This is a genomic window from Thioclava marina (assembly GCF_002020135.1).
GTDB lineage: Bacteria > Pseudomonadota > Alphaproteobacteria > Rhodobacterales > Rhodobacteraceae > Thioclava > Thioclava marina.
In genome coordinates this window covers 280672-300324 of record NZ_MPZS01000002.1, presented here as the reverse complement: position 1 = coordinate 300324, position 19653 = coordinate 280672, and the positions used below count along the sequence as shown (strand labels likewise).

Sequence of the window (19653 nt, the reverse complement as noted above, 5' to 3'; positions counted from 1 at the left end):
GTTCAACCCTCCAGTGCATCGTTGACGAGCGCGTCCTGCTCGGCCTTGTGGCGGCTGGCCAGACCCGTTGCGGGCGAGGCCGAGGCCGCGCGACCAGCATAGCGCGCACGTCCGTGTTTCGCGTCGATCTTGGCCAGAACCCATTCGATATAGGGTTCGACGAAGGACCAGGCGCCCTGGTTCTTCGGCTCTTCCTGGCACCAGACGATCTCGGCATCCTTGAAGCGGGTGAGCTCTTTGGTCATCGCCTGGGCGGGGAACGGGTAGAACTGTTCCAGACGCAGCAGGTAGACATCGTCGAGGCCACGTTCGTCGCGCTGCGCGAGCAGGTCGTAATAGACCTTGCCCGAGGAGATCACGACGCGCTTGATCTTGTCGTCCGACTTCAGCTTGAGATCCGAATTGCCCATCTCGGCATCGTCCCACAGAACGCGGTGGAAGGTGGAGCCGGTGGTGAACTCCTCGGCCTTCGACACGCATTTGGGGTGACGCAGCAGCGATTTCGGCGTCATCAGGATCAGAGGCTTGCGGAAGTCGCGATGGATCTGGCGGCGCAGGATGTGGAAGTAGTTGGCCGGCGTCGAGCAGTTCGCGACGATCCAGTTGTCTTCCGCCGAGAGCTGAAGGTAGCGCTCGAGACGCGCTGAGGAGTGCTCGGGGCCCTGACCTTCGAAGCCGTGCGGCAGCAGGCAGACGAGGCCCGACATGCGCAGCCATTTGCGTTCGCCCGAGTTGATGAACTGGTCGAACATGATCTGCGCACCGTTGGCGAAATCGCCGAACTGGGCTTCCCAGAGCGTGAGCGCCTTCGGCTCGGCCAGCGAGTAGCCGTATTCGAACCCGAGCACCGCATATTCCGAGAGCATCGAGTCGATCACCTCGTAGCGCGCCTGCCCCTCACGGATATTGTTGAGCGGGTAGTAGCGGTCTTCGGTGTTCTGGTCGATGAAGGCGGAGTGACGCTGCGAGAAGGTGCCGCGCGTCGCGTCCTGACCCGACAGGCGCACCGGGTAGCCCTCGGTCACCAGCGAGCCGAAGGCGAGCGCCTCTGCGGTTGCCCAGTCGAAGCCGGTCCCGGTCTCGAACATCTGCTTTTTGTTTTCGAGCAGACGCGTGACGGTCTTGTGCATCGCGAAGCCATCGGGCGCGGTCACGAGCGCCTTGCCGACCTCCTGGAACGTGTCGGGCGCGATTGCGGTGCTGCCGGGCTCGTATTCGCCCTTCTCCTGCTCCATGCCCGACCAGCGGCCATCGAGCCAGTCGGCCTTGTTGGGCTTGAAGACCTTCCCGGCTTCGAACTCTTCGTTCAGGTGCGACTGGAAGGCGGCCTTCATGTCCTCGATCTCGCCTTCGGGGATCAGCCCGTCAGCCACGAGACGTTCGGTGTAGAGCTGCAGCGTCGTTTTGTGGGTCTTGATCGACTTGTACATCACCGGGTTGGTGAACATCGGCTCGTCGCCTTCGTTGTGACCGAAGCGGCGGTAGCAGAAGATGTCGAGGACAACGTCCTTGTGGAACTTCTGGCGGAACTCGATCGCGACGCGGGCAGCGTGCACGACGGCCTCCGGATCGTCGCCGTTCACGTGGAAGATCGGGGCTTCCACCATCAGGGCGATGTCGGTCGGATAGGGCGAGGAGCGCGAGAAGTGCGGCGCGGTGGTGAAGCCGATCTGGTTGTTCACGACGATATGGATCGTGCCGCCGGTGCGGTGGCCGCGGATGCCCGAGAGCTGGAAGCACTCGGCCACGACGCCCTGGCCCGCGAAAGCCGCATCGCCATGCAGCAGAACCGAGAGCACCTTGGTGCGATGCTCCTGATCGTTGAGCTGGTCCTGCTTGGCGCGCACCTTGCCGAGCGCGACGGGGTTCACCGCTTCGAGGTGCGAGGGGTTCGCCGTCAGCGACAGGTGGACCTTGTTGCCATCGAATTCACGGTCGGCCGACGCGCCGAGGTGATATTTCACGTCGCCCGAGCCGTCCACGTCCTCGGGTTTGAACGAGCCGCCCTGGAATTCGTGGAAGATCGCGCGGTAGGGCTTTTGCAGCACGTTCGCGAGTACCGAGAGGCGGCCGCGGTGCGGCATGCCGACCACGATCTCTTCGAGACCGAGCTGGCCGCCCCGCTTGATGATCTGCTCCATCGCCGGGATCAGCGCTTCGCCACCGTCGAGGCCGAACCGCTTGGTGCCCATGTATTTGACGTGCAGGAACTTCTCGAACCCTTCCGCCTCGACGAGCTTGTTGAGGATCGCCCGGCGGCCGGTCTTGGTGAAGGTGATTTCCTTGCCGTAGCCTTCGATGCGCTCTTTCAGCCAGGCCGATTGCTCGGGGTCGGAAATATGCATGTATTGCAGCGCGAAGGTGCCGCAATAGGTCCGCTTGAGCACGTCGATGATCTGGCGCATCGACGCAATCTCGAGGCCGAGCACGTTGTCGATGAAGATCGGACGATTCATGTCGGCATCGGTGAAGCCGTAGCTCTTGGGGTCGAGCTCGGGGTGATGCTCATGCTCGCGCATGCCCAGCGGATCAAGATCGGCGTTCAGATGGCCGCGGATCCGGTAGGCGCGGATGATCATCAGGGCACGGATCGAGTCGAGCACGGCGCGTTTGACCGCCGCTTCGTCCAGCGCGATACCCGCCTCGGCGGCCTTCTTCTTGATCTTCTCGCCAGCGGCCTTGCCCTCTGCCATCACCGGCCATTCGCCGGTCAGCGCGGCGGTGAGGTCATCGGCGGCGACCGGCGGCCAGTCCGTGCGTTCCCAGCTCGCGCCCGTGGCGGATTTCCTCACATCCTGATCGGGATCGCCGAGCGAGGCGAAGAACGCGGCCCAAGCGGTATCGACCGAGGAAGGATCCTCGACGAATTTCGCATAGAGCTGCTCCACGTACTCGGCATTCGCGCCTTGCAGGAACTGCGAGGCATTGAACTGGTCGTTGGGGGATTGGTCTGTCATTTTCCTCACCTCGGTGCGGTGAACATCAAACTGTGTGGCGGTCCGGTCAGGGATGGGCCGCGTGTGTGAGCGGGGGTGCGATATCGGGTGTCACGTGGTTGCCGCCCGGTGCGATCGCAAGGGGGCACGCAACGGCAAACGGGACAATGTGGATTTGAGCGGAGCAGGGCATGGCAGGGAACTCCGGCGTGCGGCACATCATGACAGGCACTCCACGACGAGCACCTGCACCCCCGGAGCATTGTCCTCCGGACGCGTGATGTAAGAGCTTTGCACCGGGCTGCCGCGCTTCGCGCAGATCCGCGTCGGGGCCTGATCAACCGTGCCGGGCTGGGCTGCGACGGGATCGAACCAGACATAGGCGGGTTTCGTGCCGAGCTGAACGGCCGCGACCGCGTCGCCATTGATGCCCGTCAGGGTCTGGAACATGCCGTGCGAACGCTCGTCGCGCGGCACGGCCGGGGCAGGGGCATGCGCAGTCAGATCAGAGGCCTGCGCGCCTGCGGGAGCGAGAGTGCCCCCCGGCCCGATCGAGGCGGACCGGCTCTCCACGCAACCTGCGAGCAGAGCGCAAGCAACCAGCCCCGTAAGCGGGCGGGTGGTGCGCCGTGCTCTGGCGAGTGGCATGGGTCCGGTCCTTTCCTCGTGAGACCGGAGCCGCGCGAACGCGGCCCCGCTTGTCTTCAGTTCGGGCTTATTCGCCCTTGATCGCCTTCATCACGGCTTCGCCGAGCGTGGCGGGGCTGTCAGCGACGACGATACCGGCCGATTTCATGGCTTCGATCTTCGACTCTGCATCGCCCTTGCCGCCCGAGACGATCGCGCCGGCATGGCCCATGCGGCGGCCCGGAGGTGCCGTGCGGCCCGCGATGAAGCCAGCGGTCGGCTTCCAGCGGCCCTTCTTGCGCTGCTCGGCGAGGAATTCCGCGGCTTCTTCTTCCGCCGAACCACCGATTTCACCGATCATGATGATCGACTGGGTTTCCGGATCGTCGAGGAACATGTCGAGCACGTCGATATGCTCGGTGCCCTTGATCGGGTCACCGCCGATGCCGACGGCCGACGACTGGCCGAGGCCCATGTCGGTGGTCTGCTTCACGGCCTCATAGGTGAGCGTGCCCGAGCGCGACACGACGCCGACCGAACCGCGCTTGTGGATGTGGCCGGGCATGATGCCGATCTTGCAGGCGTCGGGCGTGATGACACCGGGGCAGTTCGGGCCGATCAGGCGCGACTTGGAGTCGATCAGCGCGCGCTTGACCTTCATCATGTCGAGGACCGGGATCCCCTCGGTGATGCAGACGATCAGTTCCATTTCCGCGTCGATCGCCTCGAGGATCGAGTCGGCCGCGAAGGGCGGGGGGACGTAGATCACGGTCGCGTTCGCTTCGGTCACGGCCTTGGCTTCGTGCACCGAGTTGAAGACCGGCAGGTCGAGGTGCTTCTGACCGCCTTTGCCCGGGGTCACGCCGCCGACCATCTTGGTGCCGTAAGCGATCGCCTGCTCCGAGTGGAACGTGCCCTGCGAGCCGGTGAAGCCCTGACAGATGACTTTGGTGTTTTCGTTGACGAGAACTGCCATGATATTAGCCCTTCACCGCTTTGACGATTTTCTCTGCGCCATCCGACAGGTTGTCGGCGGCGATGACGTTGAGGCCGGAATTGGCGATGATTTCCTTGCCCTTCTCGACGTTGGTGCCTTCGAGGCGCACGACGAGCGGGACCTGCAGGCCGACTTCCTTGACCGCGGCGATAACGCCCTCGGCGATGATGTCGCAGCGCATGATGCCGCCGAAGATGTTCACGAGGATGCCTTTGACGTTCGGATCCGACGTGATGATCTTGAACGCCTCGGTCACTTTCTCTTTCGTGGCGCCGCCGCCGACGTCGAGGAAGTTCGCGGGCTCGGCGCCGTAGAGCTTGATGATGTCCATCGTGGCCATCGCGAGGCCCGCACCGTTCACCATGCAGCCGATCTCACCATCGAGCGCGATGTAGTTGAGGTCGTACTTGGAGGCTTCGAGTTCTTTCGGATCCTCTTCGGTCTCGTCGCGCAGCGCGGCGATGTCCGAGTGGCGGTAGACGGCGTTGCCGTCGAAGCCGAGCTTGGCGTCGAGAACCTTGAGATTGCCGTCGGTCATCACGATCAGCGGGTTGATCTCGAGCATCTCCATGTCCTTCTCGGTGAAGGCACGGTAGAGATTGCCGAGCAGCGCGACCATCTGCTTGACCTGCGGGCCTTCGAGGCCCAGCGAGAACGCGACGCGACGGCCGTGGAAGGCCTGGTAGCCCGTGGCCGGGTCGATCGAGAAGCTCAGGATCTTTTCGGGGGTCGAGGCCGCGACTTCCTCGATGTCCATGCCGCCTTCGGTCGAGGCGACGATCGAGATGCGCGAGGTGGCGCGGTCGACGAGCAGCGCGAGATACAGCTCGCGCGAGATGTCCGAGCCGTCTTCAATATAGATGCGGTTGACCTGCTTGCCGGCCGGACCGGTCTGGTGCGTCACCAGGGTCTTGCCGAGCATCTGCTTGGCCAGCGTCTCGGCCTCTTCGACCGACTTGGCGAGGCGAACGCCGCCCTTTTCACCCGCTTCGGGCTCCTTGAAGTGACCTTTGCCACGGCCGCCGGCGTGGATCTGAGCCTTCACGACCCAGAGCGGGCCGTCGAGCTCGCTCGCGGCGGTTTTGGCTTCTTCAGCCTTGAGAACGACGCGGCCATCCGAGACCGGAGCGCCGTAGCTCTTGAGGAGCTGTTTGGCCTGATATTCGTGGATATTCATCCTTGGATACCCCATGCTGGTGCGATTTGCAGGGGTTCTAGGCGCTTTGAGACTTCACTCAAACTGAAATCGCGACAATTCGCCTCGCTCGGCCTGAAAAAACGACATATGTGATCACAGGCTCAAAATGTGTGATCACAAATGCCAAAATGCTGCAGTGTGGCATGCGGGCACTGGCACGACTCGCGAAAATCGAGTCAGTTGCGGGAAAGGGACAGTCGAAGCATGACAGGCGTATGACGCAAAGTGAAGAGATGCCGCGCTGGGGCGTCGTGGCCACCGTGGATGAGCCCGCAGCGCTGGTCGCGGCCTATGTCGCGCATCACCGCGCGATCGGGGCGAGCGAGGTTCATGTGTTCTTCGACCGGCCCAACCCCGAGGCCGAGGCTCTGATCGGCGGGGTCGACGGCGTGTTCGTCCACCATTCGGGCGAAGATGGCTGGGCGCGGGGCTGGCGCAACAAGCGACCGGCGCGCCATCAGGGACGGCAGAAATACAATGCGACCCGGACCCTGGCCGAAACCGATCTGGATTGGCTCATCCATTGCGATGCGGACGAGTTCGTGAGCCTCGCGCGCCCGCTCGAATGGGAACTGGCCAAGACCGGGGAGCAGAAGGCGTGGCTGCGGCTCGAGGTGGACGAGCGCTGTTATCTGAGCAAGGCGCCCGGCGCCGATATCTTCGCGGGTGCCTTCCGCCGACGCTGGGATGGTTTCGCCGAGGAAGGGCTGCTGTTCTATGGTTTGCGCGCGCGCTACCTGCACAAGGGGCTTGCAGGCCATGTCGCGGGCAAGCCGGTGGTGCGCTCGGGGCGCGGCTATGCGATCGGGGTGCATTTCCCGCTCAGCCATTGGGACAGCACGGTCAACGATCTGCCCTATCGACCCAGCTACAACGCGCGGCTGATGCATTTCGACGGGCTTACGCCGCTGCATTTCCTGCTCAAGATGCTGCGTCGGGTGACGACCAAGGTGACGGGGCAGCCGGTGCCCTATGTCAATTCGCGCACCGCCCAGTTCAACGAGGCCGCCTTGCGCGCCGAAGATCCCGATGAGCTGATGCGGCTGTGGTGGGACGTCCAGGGCCTGCGCGATTACGAAGCCGAGGAACTGGCGGCGCATGAGCTGTTGATCCGCCCGCAGCTGGCCATCGCCGAGGAAACACACGCGCTCTTTGGAGATAAGGTCGATCTGAGCCCAGCAGGGTTCGATCGCGCGCTGATCCGTCACGAGGCGGATCTGATCGGCCGGCTGCACGACGCGTTTGGCTTTGACCCCGAGCCGCTCGTCAGTTCAGCGTGACCATCATCGCCCTGACGGACTCGCCGGCCAGAAAACGCAAAGAGCGCGCCCGAAGGCGCGCCCCAAATTCGGATCAGGCTTGATTTTCGATCAGGCGAGGGTGCTGTCGATGCCCTTGCAGGCTTCCACGAGGCCCTTCACCGCGTTGACCGAATTGTCGAACATCGCCTGCTCGTCCTTGTTGAGCTTGATGTCGATGACCTTCTCGATGCCGCCAGCGCCGATCACAGTCGGCACGCCGACATAGAGACCGTCGAGGCCGAGCGCGCCTTTGACGTAGGCTGCGCAGGGCAGGACGCGCTTCTGGTCTTTCAGGTAGGCTTCCGCCATCTCGATCGCCGAGGTCGCCGGGGCGTAGAAAGCCGAGCCGGTCTTCAGCAGGCCGACGATCTCGGCGCCGCCGTCGCGGGTGCGCTGGATGATCGCGTCGAGCTTCTCCTGGGTGGTCCAGCCCATTTCGACCAGGTCGGGCAGCGGGATGCCGCCAACGGTCGAGTAGCGGGCGAGCGGCACCATCGTGTCGCCGTGGCCGCCGAGCACGAAGGCGTTGACGTCGCGCATCGAGACGCCGAATTCGACCGACAGGAAGTGGCGGAAACGCGCGGAGTCGAGCACGCCGGCCATGCCGACGACTTTCTCGGCCGGCAGGCCCGAGAACTGCTGCAGAGCCCAGACCATCGCGTCGAGCGGGTTGGTGATGCAGATCACAAATGCGTTGGGCGCGTGCGCGGCAATGCCTTCGCCGACGGACTTCATGACCTTGAGGTTGATGCCCAGCAGGTCGTCGCGGCTCATGCCCGGCTTGCGCGGAACGCCGGCGGTGACGATGCAGACATCTGCGCCCGCGATGTCGGCGTAATCATTGGTACCCTTGAAGGTGCCGTCGAAGCCTTCGGAGGGGCCCGATTCCGCGATGTCGAGGGCTTTGCCTTGCGGCGTGCCTTCGGCGATGTCGAACAGCACGACGTCGCCGAGTTCCTTGATGGCGGCGAGATGAGCGAGCGTGCCGCCGATCTGACCGGCGCCGATAAGGGCGATCTTGGGTCTGGCCATTTGGTCCTCCGGGTGGGTGGATTGGGTAAATCTGACGCGGTTCAACTAGCTCTTTGGTTCCCAAAGGGCAAGGGTGCTGCGCTGCGGCGGGGCGCGGAAACGAAAAAATGTATGCAAATGTATGCCGAAGCGGTCCGCTTTCGGACTTTGCTTACATTCTCTTTTCGGGGTCGCGGTTCCCTTCGACCCGTCCCCATGCAACTCAGGGACAACGGTCGGGGAGGGCGATTCTCGATCGGGAGGAGAAAACGCGATGTTGGAACTGAGTGTGACGGGCTGGGCCCTGGCACTTCTTGCTGCGGTGATGGTCGGCCTGTCGAAGGGCGGTATCCCGATGGCGGCATCGATCTCGGTTCCGGTGTTGGCGATGGTGATGGATCCGGTCGCGGCCGCGGGGCTCTTGCTGCCGGTCTATATCGTCGCGGACATGTTCGGCCTCTGGGCCTATCGCAAGGCGTTCGACCGGCGTGTGCTCGCGATCATGATTCCCGCCACGACGATCGGGATCGGCATTGGCTGGGCCACCGCCGAGATCGTGTCCGAGCGTTGGGTGACGCTGATGGTGGGGACGATCGGTGCGGTGTTCGCGCTCAACGCGCTGTTCCGGCATCGGCCCGGCGCGCGCCAGGAGGCGAAGGTCGCGCCGGGGCTGTTCTGGGGCACGATTGCGGGCTTCACCAGCTTCGTCAGCCATTCCGGCGCGCCGCCCTTTCAGACCTACACGATCCCCCTCAACCTCCCCAAGCAGGTCTTCGCGGGCACAGCGACGGTGCTGTTTTCCTATGTGAATCTGGCGAAGCTCGGCCCCTACATCGCTTTGGGCGAGGTGAATTGGGATTCGTTGGGCACGGCGATGATCCTCGCCGTTCCGGCCTCGGGAGCGGTGTTTCTCGGGGTTTGGCTGGTGAAGCGGATGCCCACCGAGATCTTCTACAAGATCGTGATCTGGGCGCTGCTGCTGATTTCTCTAAAGCTGATCCACCAGGCGATTTTCGCCTAGAGCGCGGTGTCCTGAGCCGGCAGCGTTTCGGCAAGCGCTTCGAAGGCCTCTCCCGAGGCGATCAGGCAGCTTTGCCCGTTCGCGCGCGTAACGAGAATTGTCCAGCTCCCGCTTTCGGAGGCGAAGATCTCAAGCACCGCGTTGTTTTCCGCCAGCGCGATGGCGCGGCGGGTCTCGAGATAGCGGGTTTGGAGTTGGGACACGAGATCGGCGCGCTGGCCGCAAGAGGCGGTTTCGGCGGGCGCGCGCTGCGCAAGCGCAACCACCAAAGCGAAGCCGAGGGAGAGGCCGATCATCTTTTGCAGCATAACGCGCCCTTTCGTCACAGAAGTCCCGAACCTGCGCCGCGAGATGCGAAAATAGGGTTAACCTCCCACGCGAGCTCCGCGCAGCGTCCCGCAAAGAGGCGATTTTTCTGCGTTGCGGCAAATCGGGGCTTGCCGATTCTGTCTCGTTTGTGCGATCTGGCGAAAGAAAATTGCGAGATGGAGAATCAAATGGCCCGCCCCACCCGTTCCGTGCTCTACATTCCCGGCTCGAAAGAGCGTGCGCTGGAGAAAGCCACGGGGTTGGCCTGTGATGCGATCATCTTCGATCTCGAGGACGCCGTTGCCATTGACGAGAAGGTGAATGCCCGCGCGCTGCTGGCGAAGACGCTGGCCGAGGCCGATTACGGCCCGCGGATGCGGATTGTGCGGGTGAACGGGCTCGACACCGACTGGGGTCGCGAAGACATCCTCGCCTTTGCCGAGGCGATCCGCGCAGGCGCCAAGGTCGATGCGATCCTGATCCCGAAGGTCTCGACGACGGGGGATCTGGACGCGGTGGCCGATCTGATCCCGGGCGTGTCTCTCTGGGCGATGATGGAGACCGCGTTGGGGATGCTCAACGCAGGCGCCATCGCCGCGCATCCGCGGCTCGAGGGGATGGTGATGGGCACCAACGATCTCGCGAAGGAACTCGGGAGCCGCTTCCGCGCCGACCGTCTGCCGATGCAGGCGGGGTTGGGCCTGTGCCTGCTGGCGGCCAAGGCTCATGGCAAGATCATCGTCGATGGCGTCTACAACGCGTTCAAAGATGACGAGGGCCTGAAATTCGAATGCGATCAGGGCCGCGACATGGGCTTTGACGGCAAGACGCTGATCCACCCGGCGCAACTGACGGTCTGCAACGCCGCCTTCGCGCCTTCGGAAGCCGAGATCGATCTCGCCAAGCGTCAGATCGCGGCCTTCGAAGAGGCCGAGGCCGCGGGGCAGGGGGTTGCGGTCGTGGATGGTAAGATCGTGGAGAATCTGCATATCGTCACCGCGCGGCAGATCCTCGCCAAGGCGGAGGCGATTGCCGCGCTTGGCAGCTAAGAGGCAATCGCAATGGCACTTCTCATCCTCGGCGTCCTGATCTGGTCGCTGGCACATCTCGCGAAACGGATCTTCCCGGGCTTCCGGCGCGCGCTCAAGGGCGCGGAGCGTCCGATGGTGGCCGCACTCGTTCTGATCAGCGTCGTGCTGATGTTCATCGGCTGGCGCGCTGCCGATCCGGTTTTCTATCTCTGGACGCCGAACGCGGCGCTTAAAGGCGTCAACAACCTGCTGATGCTGTTCGCGGTCTATCTGTTCGCGGTCTCGGGCATGAAACTGTGGCTCAGCGGCAAGATCCGCCACCCGCAGCTGACCGGGGTAAAGACCTGGGCGCTCGCGCATCTTCTGGTCAATCCGACCCTGCCGGGGATCATCCTGTTCGGCGGTCTGCTGGCCTGGGCGGTGCTGGAGGTGATCCTGATCAACAAGCAGAGCAAGCCCGCCAAGCCCAACCCGCAGGTCAATATCGGTAAGGAAATCGGTGGCATCGTCGGCACGCTGATCCTTTATGGCGCGATCGCGGGCATCCACTACTGGTTCGGCTACGCGGTTTTCGGGGCGTAACATGGCACTGATCTATCGTTTGCTTACCGAAGACGACACCTCGGCCTTTTGCCACAAGGTCAGCCTCGCGCTCTCGAAGGGCTGGGCGCTGCATGGCGATCCGCAATACGCCTTCGATCAGGCGAAGGGCGTGATGCGTTGCGCGCAGGCCGTGACCAAGGAAATCGCGGGCGAATATCACCCCGACATGAAGCTGGGAGAGCAATGATGGGCAAGACCAATCCGGGCCGTTTCTTCGAGGATTACAAGATCGGCGACGTGATCCGCCACGCGGTGCCGCGCACCGTCGCGGAAGGGGAGCGCGCGCTCTATCACGCGCTCTATCCGGCACGTCACGCGCTCTATTCCTCGGACGAGTTCGCGGCTGCCTGCGGGCTCGAGGGCTCGCCGCTCGACGATCTGATCGCCTTCCACGTCGTCTTCGGCAAGACGGTGCCGGATGTCTCGCTCAATGCGGTGGCGAACCTTGGCTATGCGGAAGGTCGCTGGATCAAGCCGGTCTATCCGGGCGATACGCTGCGCTCCGAAAGCGAAGTGATCGGGGTTAAGCAGAACTCGAACGGCAAATCCGGGGTGGTCTATGTCCGCACCCGCGGCTTCAACCAGATGGATGAGGTCGTGCTGGAATATGTGCGCTGGGTAATGGTGCGCAAACGCGACTTCGAGGCCCCCGCACCCGAGACCGTGCTGCCCGAACTGGCCAAGGTCGTGGCCCCTGAGGATCTGGTTATCCCTGAGGGGCTGAGTTTCGAAGGCTACGATTTCGACCTCGCGGGCGAACCGCATCGCTGGGGCGATTACGAGATTGGCGAGAAGATCGACCATGTGGACGGCGTCACGATCGAGGAAGCCGAGCACATGATCGCCACCCGGCTGTGGCAGAACACCGCCAAGGTGCATTTCGACGCCACCTTCCGCGAGGATGGCCAGCGCCTGATCTATGGCGGGCATGTGATCTCGATGGCCCGCGCGCTCTCGTTCAACGGACTGGCCAACGCGCAGATGATCGTGGCGCTCAATGGCGGCGCACATGCCAATCCCTGCTTCTCGGGCGATACGGTGAAGGCCTGGTCGGAAGTGCTCGACCGCGCCGAGACCGACATTCCCGGCGTCGGCGCGATCCGGCTGCGGCTGGTCGCCACGAAACAGGGTGCGAGTGAGTTCGCCTATAAGGGCGAGGACGGGAAATACCTGCCCGAAGTGCTGCTCGATCTCGATTACTGGGCGCTGATGCCGACCTGATCGCGGCGGGAGACTCACTCGCGGGGGCTGCGGCCTCCGCGAGCGGTAACATGTGATCACGCTCAGAATTTATGTGATCACAAAGCGAATTTTTCACCCCTGTTTGAGCGCAAATCACAGTTTTTCATGCTCTGAGCGCGTGACTTGGGGGAAAATTGCGTTAGTAACAAACCCAATTCCGGCCAGCTCCGCGCAAGCCCGGACCCCGTTCATGGGGCGCTGCTTGTGTCGAGCCCAGCGAACAAAGGGACCGATCATGGCTGAAGTGAAACAGGTTGAGCGCCCGCTTTCCCCGCACCTTCAAATCTACCGCCCGCAGATGACGTCGTTCTCGTCGATCATGACGCGGATCACCGGCAACGGGATCATCGTCGGCGTGCTGCTGCTCGTCTGGTGGCTGCTCGCCGCGGCGACCAGCCCCGCCTATTTCGACTTCGTGAACGCGATCGCGACCTCTTGGTTCGGCGATCTGGTCTTCACCCTGTCGCTGCTGGGCGTCTGGTATCACTACCTTGCAGGGATCCGTCACCTGATCTGGGATACCGGCCGCTACATGGACATCAAGACCGCCGAAATGCTCGGCTGGGTCTGCATCATCGGCTCGGTCGTGCTGACCGCGCTGACCCTCATCATCATTCATCTGTAACGGAGGCCGAGATGCGTTACCTCACCGACCGCAAACGCGCCGTTGGCAAAGGTGCCTCGGGCACCGGTACCGAGCATCACTGGTGGATGTCGGCATCCGCCGTGGCGCTTGCCTTCATGATTCCGACCTGGCTCTTCATCGTCGGCACCACGCTGGGCGCTGACCAGCAGACCGTGATCTCCACCTTCGCGAGCCCCTTCCCGGCGATCCTGACCGCGCTGATCGTGATCGTCGGCATGCAGCACTTCGCGAAGGGCACCGAAGTCTGGATCGAAGACTACGTGCACGGCACCGCCGGCAAGGCGCTCAAGATCGCGATGCATTCGCTGGCTTACGTGATCATGGCGACCGCACTCTATGCACTCGGCAAGATGGTCTTCATCGGCCTTCTGCTGGGCAACTGATAACGGGACGAGGCAAATGGCTGCATACGAATACGAAACCCACAATTACGACGTGGTCGTGGTCGGCGCCGGTGGCTCGGGTCTGCGCGCCACGCTGGGCATGGCCGAACAGGGCCTGCGCACCGCCTGCGTGACCAAGGTCTTCCCGACCCGCTCGCACACCGTCGCCGCGCAGGGCGGTATCGCCGCGTCCCTGGGCAACATGGGCCCGGACAGCTGGCAGTGGCACATGTATGACACGATCAAGGGCTCGGACTGGCTCGGGGATAACGACGCGATGGAATACCTCGCGCGCGAAGCCCCCAAGGCCGTCTACGAGCTCGAGCATTACGGCGTGCCGTTCTCGCGCACCGAAGAGGGCAAGATCTACCAGCGCCCCTTCGGCGGCCACACCACCGAATACGGTGAAGGCCCGCCCGTGCAGCGCACCTGTGCCGCCGCTGACCGCACCGGCCACGCGATCCTGCACACGCTTTACGGTCAGTCGCTGAAGAACAACGCCGAGTTCTACATCGAGTATTTCGCGATCGACCTGATCATGTCCGATGACGGGCAGTGTCAGGGCGTCGTCTGCTGGAAACTCGACGACGGCACGATGCATGTCTTCAACGCGAAGATGGTGGTTCTGGCCACGGGTGGCTACGGCCGCGCCTATTTCTCGGCCACCTCGGCCCATACCTGCACCGGCGACGGTGGCGGCATGGTGGCGCGGGCTGGCCTCGCGCTTCAGGACATGGAATTCGTGCAGTTCCACCCGACCGGCATCTACGGCTCGGGCTGCCTCATCACCGAGGGCGCGCGCGGCGAGGGTGGTTACCTGACCAACTCCGAAGGCGAGCGCTTCATGGAGCGTTACGCTCCGACCTACAAGGATCTGGCCTCGCGTGATGTGGTGTCGCGCTGCATGACGCTAGAGATCCGCGAAGGCCGCGGCGTGGGCGAGCACAAGGACCACATCTTCCTCAACCTCAGCCACCTTCCGCCGGAAGCGCTGGCCGAGCGTCTGCCGGGGATCTCGGAATCGGCGAAGATCTTCGCCGGCGTCGACGTCACCAAAGAGCCGATCCCGGTTCTGCCGACCGTGCACTACAACATGGGCGGTATCCCGACGAACTATCATGGCGAGGTCATCAACCCGACCGCCGACAATCCCGATGCGATCGTGCCCGGCCTGATGGCCGTGGGCGAGGCGGGTTCGGCTTCGGTGCATGGTGCAAACCGTCTGGGTTCGAACTCGCTGATCGACCTCGTGGTCTTCGGTCGTGCCGCCGCGATCCGCGCCGGTCAGATCGTCGATCCGAACAGCGCCAACCCGATCATCCCGAAAGCCAAGATCGACGCGATCTTCGACCGCTTCGACAAGGTGCGTTACGCCGATGGCGGCACGCCCACGGCCGAACTGCGCCTCGAGATGCAGCGCACGATGCAGGCCGACGCGGCGGTGTTCCGCACCGACAAGACGTTGGCCGAAGGTGTCGAGAAGATGAAGGTCGTGGCTTCCAAGCTGGACGATCTGAAGGTCACCGACCGTTCGCTCATCTGGAACTCGGACCTGATGGAAACGCTGGAACTCGAGAACCTGATGCCGAACGCTCTGGCGACCATCGTCGGCGCCGAGGCCCGCAAGGAATCGCGCGGTGCGCATGCGCACGAGGATTACCCGGATCGCGACGACGCGAACTGGCGCAAGCACTCGATCATGCATGTCGATGGCAACGAGGTGAAACTCAGCTTCCGCGCGGTCCATCTCGATCCGCTGACGCCCGAGGCCGATGGCGGCATCGAGCTGAAGAAGATCGCGCCCAAGAAGCGGGTCTACTGATGCGCCTCGGACCGGCATATGGGCTGATGGCGGCGGGGCTCGGCCTCGCTGCCTGCGGTCCCATTCCGGTCGAACAGGCCGAACGCCAGTGCTACGCCCAATATGCTCCGAAAGCGCCGGTCACCGGCTCGGCGGGCATGGGCGTCACGAACGAGGGTTTCCACTCCGAAGTGGAACTCGACTTCAATCTCGGCGTCACGGTTCAGGGCGATCCCTCAGAGGCCTACAACGCCTGCGTTTACAGAAAATCCGGCCGGATGCCCACGCGGCCGCTCTATTCGTACTGACGGAAAGGGGACCAATCATGGTTCAGTTCACGCTTCCGAAGAATTCCAAGATCCGCGTCGGCAAGACCTGGCCGAAGCCGGATGCCAAGAACGTCCGCAAGTTCCAGATCTATCGCTGGGACCCGGACACCGGGGAGAACCCGCGGCTCGACACCTATTTCCTTGATATGGACAAGTGCGGGCCGATGGTTCTCGACGCGCTTCTCAAGATCAAGAACGAGATCGACCCGACGCTGACCTTCCGCCGCTCGTGCCGCGAAGGTATCTGCGGCTCCTGCGCGATGAATATCGACGGGATCAACACGCTGGCCTGTATCTATGGCCTCGACGAGATCAAGGGCGACGTGAAGATCTATCCGCTCCCGCATATGCCGGTGGTGAAGGACCTGATCCCGGACCTGACGCATTTCTATGCCCAGCACGCCTCGATCATGCCCTGGCTGGAAACCAAGACGAACCGCCCCGAGAAGGAATGGCGTCAGTCGATCGAGGATCGCAAGAAACTCGACGGTCTCTATGAGTGTGTGATGTGCGCCTCCTGCTCGACCTCGTGCCCGAGCTACTGGTGGAACGGCGACAAATATCTCGGCCCGGCGGCGCTTCTTCACGCCTATCGCTGGATCATCGACTCGCGCGATGAGGCGACCGGGGAGCGTCTCGATGCGCTGGAAGATCCCTTCAAGCTCTATCGTTGCCACACGATCATGAACTGCACCAAGACCTGCCCGAAAGGCCTGAACCCGGCCAAGGCGATCGCCGAGATCAAGCGGATGCAGGTCAACCGCGTGGTTTAAGCCACAGTGCATATAGCGGGTGGCCGAAGTGCTTACCCCAATGGATTGTAGAAGGGCGGCGCAAGTCGCCCTTTTTGCTGCGTTGCAGCGAGCGCATATCGCACATGCGGCATTTTCGGGTTTGATTTTCCGCGGATGAGCCTAAATGTCCTCGCAGGGAGGAACTCGCAACTGGAGAGAGTTCCATGGTGGAAATCGTCAAATTCCCGAAAGGGACGCAACCTGTTCAAGTCGCCGAAGAGCATCTGGCCTATTACACCCCCGAGAAATCCGCGCCTGTACTGATCGCGCCGGCAAAGCCGCGCAAGGAAACCGGCCTCGAGGCGGTTGAACTGATGTACGAATATTATAACGCCGCCTGAGCGTTGTAGCGAAAAGCGTTCTGTCGCGACTGCCCCGGTCCTGGACCGGGGTTTTTCTTTGCGTTCGGGAAGGGCAGAGTGGCGCAAAAGAGGAGCCTTTCATGCACCCGAGACCCGAACATGAGCCGCCCGAGGACTCAGAAGCGCGCAAGTCCCTCGCCCCGGTGATCTGCTACCCGGTTGAAGCCCTACCTGAGCCCGACCTCAGCGCCTATCGCTCTGCCCGGAACGGTTGGGAAAAGGTCGCGGACCTGCGCGTGCCGCCACGCGAAGCCCTGGCCTTCGAGGTTCCCGCCGGGCATTTCTTCCGCATCACCTCGGTCGAGGGGCCGCAAGTTGGCGATTTGAACCTGTTTTCCGCGGACCTGTCCGAGCGGTTCTATTCGGGCAAGACCCGCGCGCTGCATGGCACCCATCTCAGCCGGGGTGACCGGATGTGGTCGGGCTTTCCGACGCTTCGGCCCATGGCAACGATCACCGAAGATACGCTCGACTGGTATGGGATCGACCCGTTCGGTGGCTCGGTCCATGACGTGATCGGCACGCGCTGCGATCCCTATACGCATTGCCTGCTTTCCGATGGCGGGCAGTATCACCATTGCTGCCATTCGAACCTGACGCGCGCATTGGCCGAGGCGCGCAACCTTTCGCCGCGCGAGGCGGAGGCGCTGGTGCATGACGTGCTCAACGTCTTCATGTGCACCGGCTTCACCCGCGAAACCGGGCAGTATTTCATGAAGGCCAGCCCCGTTCGGCCCGGCGATTTCCTCGAATTCTTCGCCGAGATCGACCTGCTGGGGGGTCTCTCGGCCTGCCCGGGCGGGGATTGCTCTTCAGAGCACAGCTCGGACACGGCGGCCTGCTACCCTCTGGGCGTGGAGATTTACCGCCCCGCGCACGCGCCCGAGGGCTGGGTCCAACCGGCGGCCAACCGATACGACCGCAGCCACGGGTTGTAAGCGGGCAGGCTCAGCGCGACGAGGTCAGCGAGACGAAGACCTCTTCCAGCCCCGGCTGTTCGCTTGCGATATCGCGGATCTGGATGCCGGCGGCGCGCAGCGCGTCGAGGATATCCTCGGCCGAGGTCTCGTTGCGCGAATAGGAAAATGCCATCTCCCCACCCGCGCGGGTCTCCATGCTCACCCCGTCCGGCAAGCGGATTTCCTGGCTGACAGCGTTGCGCGGCTCGACGACCAGCGCCTTGCGGTCCATGCGCTTGAGAAGGTTCGGCGTGGTGTCGCGGATGATCAATTCGCCGTGGTTGATGATCGCAATCTCGTCGCACATTTCCTCGGCCTCTTCGAGGTAATGCGTGGTCAGGATGATCGTCATTCCCTGCTCGTTGAGCTTGCGCACATTGCGCCAGAGCATCGCGCGCAGCTCGATATCGACGCCTGCGGTGGGCTCGTCCAGCACGAGGATCTGCGGCCGGTGCACCAGCGCCTTGGCCAGCAGGAGCCGCCGCTTCATCCCGCCCGAGAGGTTGCGCGCATAGGCCTCGGCCTTGTCCGTGAGCCCCACCAGTTCAAGGATCTCATCGGTCCAGCGCTCGGATTTCGGCACGCCATAGAGCCCCGCCTGCATCTCCAGCGCGGCACGCGGGGTGAAGAACGGGTCCATGTTGAGCTCTTGCGGCATCACGCCGATCGCCGCGCGCGACTGGCGCGGGTTCACGTCCTGATCGAAGCCCCAGATCACCACGCGGCCCTCGGTTTTCTTCACCAGCCCCGCGAGAATGTTGATCAGCGTCGATTTTCCGGCCCCGTTTGGCCCCAGAAGCCCGAAGATCGAGCCCGCCGGGATCGACAGATCGAGCCCCTTCAGCGCCTCTTTCGGTTCCTGTTTCTTGCCGCCCGCATAGGTCTTGCGCAGCCCGGAGACCTCGATTGCCTGCTGTTCCAACTTGCCCCGCCTTTCGCGATTGCTAGAATGCGCCTGAATGACAGGCGCGGGTTCTCGTGCCTTATATAGACGGAGCTTCCATGACTGCCACCCATTCGCCCAATGCCCCCGAGGCGCCGGAAACCGAGATCGTCACCACCTGGAAAGTCGCCTGCGATGGCGGCGAGGGTGCTTTGGGCCATCCGCGCGTCTGGCTGTCGATCCCGCGCGATACCGGCTTCGTCGAATGCGGCTATTGCGACAAGAAATACGTGATCGACCGCGACCACGCGCATGACGATCACTGAGCCACTCTTGCCGCCCGAGCGGGCGGCTCGGGTGCGTGCGAGTGCCGAACATCTCGACTTCGAAGACCCGGCGCTGTTTCGCGACACTTTCGCGCGGCTTTACGCGGTCCATCCCGAACTTGATCAGCTGCTGCCCAACAGCGAGGGCGGGCAGCAGCTGAAATATGCCGCGATGATGGAGGTGATCCTTGCGACCCTCGATCCGCCCGAGGAGCAGGAACTGGAACTGCCGGGCCTCGGCCAGATGCATGTGCTCTTCGGGGCCGAGCCGGACTATTATGCCTGGCTGTCAGAGGCCGTGATCGCAGGGATCTCGGCCAAGCTGGGAGATCTCTGGACGTCCGAGCTGGAGGCCGACTGGGCCGAGCTTCTGAGCGGGGTGTCGGCAAAGATGATTGCCGGCGCCGAGGCGCTGGAGGCGGACCTCTGAACGCGGGCCCTCACTTGCCCTTCTTCGCCGCCGCCTTCATCCGTGCCAGCAGTTCGGCCTTGGGGTCTTTCTTGCCGTAAGGCGTCTTGTCGGTGCCATAGGCATTGTGCTCGGCGTGCTTGGGCGTGTTCTTGGGCTGTTTCGCCCCGCCCATCTTGGAATAATCCATCGGTTCGATCCTTTGTCGTTGTGGTTGAGATGGGGGATTTCGGGGCGTCTGGCAAGGGCTGTGCGTTCATCCCTTCGCCCGGGCGACCAGCCCCTGGCCGCGCCCGACCCTCACACCGGGAGGGCGCGTTGGCGAAGTTTCGCGGGTTCAAGCGACCTGCGGGCGTTTGAGATAAAGCGCCAAGCCACGCGCGGAACACAGCGCCCACCCGAGGCTATGGCGCGCCCCTTTACGCCCAGCCGCCCCCGATCCTCTTTCCCTCCGCACCCCCCTGTGGCACAACCGGGCCCAACGC

At 63.3% G+C, this 19653-nt stretch carries 23 protein-coding genes; 15 read left to right on the top strand and 8 right to left on the bottom strand.

The window, feature by feature from the left end:
• Positions 1 to 2 precede the first annotated feature (2 nt).
• The 4 genes from BMG00_RS11700 to sucC form a co-directional block, all read right to left on the bottom strand.
• The gene (locus tag BMG00_RS11700; RefSeq protein ID WP_078529947.1) at positions 3 to 2957 is read right to left on the bottom strand and encodes a 2-oxoglutarate dehydrogenase E1 component; all 2955 of its coding nucleotides are present in this window, start codon (positions 2955 to 2957) and stop codon (positions 3 to 5) included.
• Between the two features lie 198 nt (positions 2958 to 3155).
• The gene (locus tag BMG00_RS11695) at positions 3156 to 3584 is read right to left on the bottom strand and encodes a hypothetical protein (RefSeq protein ID WP_078529946.1); all 429 of its coding nucleotides are present in this window, start codon (positions 3582 to 3584) and stop codon (positions 3156 to 3158) included.
• Positions 3585 to 3651: 67 nt separating this feature from the next.
• Positions 3652 to 4539 (bottom strand): succinate--CoA ligase subunit alpha, encoded by an 888-nt coding sequence (gene sucD / locus BMG00_RS11690; RefSeq protein ID WP_078529945.1) that lies wholly within the window; start codon positions 4537 to 4539, stop codon positions 3652 to 3654.
• Between the two features lie 4 nt (positions 4540 to 4543).
• Positions 4544 to 5737 carry an ADP-forming succinate--CoA ligase subunit beta gene (gene sucC, locus BMG00_RS11685; RefSeq protein ID WP_078529944.1) on the bottom strand — a complete coding sequence of 398 codons (1194 nt, stop codon included), beginning with the start codon at positions 5735 to 5737 and terminating at the stop codon, positions 4544 to 4546.
• Between the two features lie 236 nt (positions 5738 to 5973).
• On the opposite strand from sucC, the gene BMG00_RS11680 reads away from it, so the two are divergent.
• The gene (locus BMG00_RS11680) at positions 5974 to 7038 is read left to right on the top strand and encodes a glycosyltransferase family 2 protein (protein ID WP_158521716.1); all 1065 of its coding nucleotides are present in this window, start codon (positions 5974 to 5976) and stop codon (positions 7036 to 7038) included.
• A gap of 90 nt (positions 7039 to 7128) precedes the next feature.
• On the opposite strand, the gene mdh is transcribed toward BMG00_RS11680, so the two are convergent.
• Complete coding sequence (gene mdh / locus BMG00_RS11675; protein WP_078529942.1) at positions 7129 to 8091, bottom strand: malate dehydrogenase; 963 nt, start codon at positions 8089 to 8091, stop codon at positions 7129 to 7131.
• 253 nt (positions 8092 to 8344) lie between these two features.
• On the opposite strand from mdh, the gene BMG00_RS11670 reads away from it, so the two are divergent.
• On the top strand, positions 8345 to 9091 hold the full coding sequence (locus BMG00_RS11670) for a sulfite exporter TauE/SafE family protein (RefSeq protein ID WP_078574454.1): 747 nt from the start codon (positions 8345 to 8347) through the stop codon (positions 9089 to 9091).
• Here the strand turns inward: BMG00_RS11670 and BMG00_RS11665 are convergent.
• Complete coding sequence (locus BMG00_RS11665) at positions 9088 to 9399, bottom strand: hypothetical protein (protein WP_078529940.1); 312 nt, start codon at positions 9397 to 9399, stop codon at positions 9088 to 9090. The genes BMG00_RS11670 and BMG00_RS11665 overlap by 4 nt on opposite strands.
• A gap of 189 nt (positions 9400 to 9588) precedes the next feature.
• Here BMG00_RS11665 and BMG00_RS11660 point away from each other — a divergent pair, with 189 nt between their 5' ends.
• The 11 genes from BMG00_RS11660 to BMG00_RS11615 all read left to right on the top strand — a co-directional run bounded on the left by BMG00_RS11660 (position 9589) and on the right by BMG00_RS11615 (position 17529).
• Entirely contained in the window at positions 9589 to 10449 is an 861-nt protein-coding gene (locus tag BMG00_RS11660) for an HpcH/HpaI aldolase/citrate lyase family protein (protein WP_078574807.1), read from the top strand.
• Between the two features lie 12 nt (positions 10450 to 10461).
• Positions 10462 to 11013: an NnrU family protein gene (locus BMG00_RS11655; RefSeq protein ID WP_078574453.1), complete on the top strand. Its 552-nt coding sequence runs from the start codon at positions 10462 to 10464 to the stop codon at positions 11011 to 11013.
• A 1-nt stretch (position 11014) separates the two neighbouring features.
• Positions 11015 to 11221 (top strand): DUF1737 domain-containing protein, encoded by a 207-nt coding sequence (locus BMG00_RS11650; protein ID WP_078574452.1) that lies wholly within the window; start codon positions 11015 to 11017, stop codon positions 11219 to 11221.
• A complete protein-coding gene (locus BMG00_RS11645) occupies positions 11221 to 12255 on the top strand; it encodes a MaoC family dehydratase (RefSeq protein ID WP_078574451.1) in 1035 nt (344 codons plus the stop codon). The genes BMG00_RS11650 and BMG00_RS11645 overlap by 1 nt, the downstream gene beginning before the upstream one ends.
• Positions 12256 to 12511: 256 nt before the next feature.
• On the top strand, positions 12512 to 12901 hold the full coding sequence (gene sdhC / locus BMG00_RS11640) for a succinate dehydrogenase, cytochrome b556 subunit (protein ID WP_038077515.1): 390 nt from the start codon (positions 12512 to 12514) through the stop codon (positions 12899 to 12901).
• An 11-nt stretch (positions 12902 to 12912) separates the two neighbouring features.
• Positions 12913 to 13305 (top strand): succinate dehydrogenase, hydrophobic membrane anchor protein, encoded by a 393-nt coding sequence (locus tag BMG00_RS11635; RefSeq protein WP_078574450.1) that lies wholly within the window; start codon positions 12913 to 12915, stop codon positions 13303 to 13305.
• A gap of 16 nt (positions 13306 to 13321) precedes the next feature.
• Positions 13322 to 15127, top strand: coding sequence for a succinate dehydrogenase flavoprotein subunit (sdhA, locus tag BMG00_RS11630; protein ID WP_078529934.1), 1806 nt, complete (start codon positions 13322 to 13324; stop codon positions 15125 to 15127).
• Positions 15127 to 15414: a hypothetical protein gene (locus BMG00_RS11625; protein WP_078529933.1), complete on the top strand. Its 288-nt coding sequence runs from the start codon at positions 15127 to 15129 to the stop codon at positions 15412 to 15414. The genes sdhA and BMG00_RS11625 overlap by 1 nt, the downstream gene beginning before the upstream one ends.
• A 17-nt stretch (positions 15415 to 15431) precedes the next feature.
• Entirely contained in the window at positions 15432 to 16208 is a 777-nt protein-coding gene (locus BMG00_RS11620) for a succinate dehydrogenase iron-sulfur subunit (protein WP_078529932.1), read from the top strand.
• A 185-nt stretch (positions 16209 to 16393) separates the two neighbouring features.
• The gene (locus BMG00_RS17630) at positions 16394 to 16570 is read left to right on the top strand and encodes a hypothetical protein (RefSeq protein WP_158521715.1); all 177 of its coding nucleotides are present in this window, start codon (positions 16394 to 16396) and stop codon (positions 16568 to 16570) included.
• A gap of 101 nt (positions 16571 to 16671) precedes the next feature.
• Positions 16672 to 17529 carry an urea carboxylase-associated family protein gene (locus tag BMG00_RS11615; RefSeq protein ID WP_078574449.1) on the top strand — a complete coding sequence of 286 codons (858 nt, stop codon included), beginning with the start codon at positions 16672 to 16674 and terminating at the stop codon, positions 17527 to 17529.
• Positions 17530 to 17539: 10 nt separating this feature from the next.
• Here BMG00_RS11615 and BMG00_RS11610 read toward each other — a convergent pair whose 3' ends face one another.
• Entirely contained in the window at positions 17540 to 18472 is a 933-nt protein-coding gene (locus tag BMG00_RS11610) for an ABC transporter ATP-binding protein (protein WP_078529930.1), read from the bottom strand.
• An 80-nt stretch (positions 18473 to 18552) separates the two neighbouring features.
• Between BMG00_RS11610 and BMG00_RS11605 the strand changes: the two genes are divergently transcribed.
• Both BMG00_RS11605 and BMG00_RS11600 read left to right on the top strand, forming a co-directional pair.
• Entirely contained in the window at positions 18553 to 18759 is a 207-nt protein-coding gene (locus BMG00_RS11605; RefSeq protein ID WP_038077533.1) for a zinc-finger domain-containing protein, read from the top strand.
• Positions 18746 to 19189 carry a globin domain-containing protein gene (locus tag BMG00_RS11600; RefSeq protein WP_078574448.1) on the top strand — a complete coding sequence of 148 codons (444 nt, stop codon included), beginning with the start codon at positions 18746 to 18748 and terminating at the stop codon, positions 19187 to 19189. The genes BMG00_RS11605 and BMG00_RS11600 overlap by 14 nt, the downstream gene beginning before the upstream one ends.
• Positions 19190 to 19199: 10 nt before the next feature.
• Here the strand turns inward: BMG00_RS11600 and BMG00_RS17715 are convergent, their stop codons facing one another.
• Entirely contained in the window at positions 19200 to 19358 is a 159-nt protein-coding gene (locus BMG00_RS17715; RefSeq protein ID WP_168172777.1) for a hypothetical protein, read from the bottom strand.
• Between the last annotated feature and the right edge of the window lie 295 nt (positions 19359 to 19653).

Excerpts from the sequence above, each read along its gene's own strand:
- BMG00_RS11700 (WP_078529947.1), bottom strand. The coding sequence starts at position 2,957 with ATGACAGACCAATCCCCCAACGACCAGTTCAATGCCTCGCAGTTCCTG.
- BMG00_RS11695 (WP_078529946.1), bottom strand. The coding sequence starts at position 3,584 with ATGCCACTCGCCAGAGCACGGCGCACCACCCGCCCGCTTACGGGGCTG.
- sucD (WP_078529945.1), bottom strand. The coding sequence starts at position 4,539 with ATGGCAGTTCTCGTCAACGAAAACACCAAAGTCATCTGTCAGGGCTTC.
- sucC (WP_078529944.1), bottom strand. The coding sequence starts at position 5,737 with ATGAATATCCACGAATATCAGGCCAAACAGCTCCTCAAGAGCTACGGC.
- BMG00_RS11680 (WP_158521716.1), top strand. The coding sequence starts at position 5,974 with ATGACGCAAAGTGAAGAGATGCCGCGCTGGGGCGTCGTGGCCACCGTG.
- mdh (WP_078529942.1), bottom strand. The coding sequence starts at position 8,091 with ATGGCCAGACCCAAGATCGCCCTTATCGGCGCCGGTCAGATCGGCGGC.
- BMG00_RS11670 (WP_078574454.1), top strand. The coding sequence starts at position 8,345 with ATGTTGGAACTGAGTGTGACGGGCTGGGCCCTGGCACTTCTTGCTGCG.
- BMG00_RS11665 (WP_078529940.1), bottom strand. The coding sequence starts at position 9,399 with ATGCTGCAAAAGATGATCGGCCTCTCCCTCGGCTTCGCTTTGGTGGTT.
- BMG00_RS11660 (WP_078574807.1), top strand. The coding sequence starts at position 9,589 with ATGGCCCGCCCCACCCGTTCCGTGCTCTACATTCCCGGCTCGAAAGAG.
- BMG00_RS11655 (WP_078574453.1), top strand. The coding sequence starts at position 10,462 with ATGGCACTTCTCATCCTCGGCGTCCTGATCTGGTCGCTGGCACATCTC.
- BMG00_RS11650 (WP_078574452.1), top strand. The coding sequence starts at position 11,015 with ATGGCACTGATCTATCGTTTGCTTACCGAAGACGACACCTCGGCCTTT.
- BMG00_RS11645 (WP_078574451.1), top strand. The coding sequence starts at position 11,221 with ATGGGCAAGACCAATCCGGGCCGTTTCTTCGAGGATTACAAGATCGGC.
- sdhC (WP_038077515.1), top strand. The coding sequence starts at position 12,512 with ATGGCTGAAGTGAAACAGGTTGAGCGCCCGCTTTCCCCGCACCTTCAA.
- BMG00_RS11635 (WP_078574450.1), top strand. The coding sequence starts at position 12,913 with ATGCGTTACCTCACCGACCGCAAACGCGCCGTTGGCAAAGGTGCCTCG.
- sdhA (WP_078529934.1), top strand. The coding sequence starts at position 13,322 with ATGGCTGCATACGAATACGAAACCCACAATTACGACGTGGTCGTGGTC.
- BMG00_RS11625 (WP_078529933.1), top strand. The coding sequence starts at position 15,127 with ATGCGCCTCGGACCGGCATATGGGCTGATGGCGGCGGGGCTCGGCCTC.
- BMG00_RS11620 (WP_078529932.1), top strand. The coding sequence starts at position 15,432 with ATGGTTCAGTTCACGCTTCCGAAGAATTCCAAGATCCGCGTCGGCAAG.
- BMG00_RS17630 (WP_158521715.1), top strand. The coding sequence starts at position 16,394 with ATGGTGGAAATCGTCAAATTCCCGAAAGGGACGCAACCTGTTCAAGTC.
- BMG00_RS11615 (WP_078574449.1), top strand. The coding sequence starts at position 16,672 with ATGCACCCGAGACCCGAACATGAGCCGCCCGAGGACTCAGAAGCGCGC.
- BMG00_RS11605 (WP_038077533.1), top strand. The coding sequence starts at position 18,553 with ATGACTGCCACCCATTCGCCCAATGCCCCCGAGGCGCCGGAAACCGAG.
- BMG00_RS11600 (WP_078574448.1), top strand. The coding sequence starts at position 18,746 with ATGACGATCACTGAGCCACTCTTGCCGCCCGAGCGGGCGGCTCGGGTG.
- BMG00_RS17715 (WP_168172777.1), bottom strand. The coding sequence starts at position 19,358 with ATGGATTATTCCAAGATGGGCGGGGCGAAACAGCCCAAGAACACGCCC.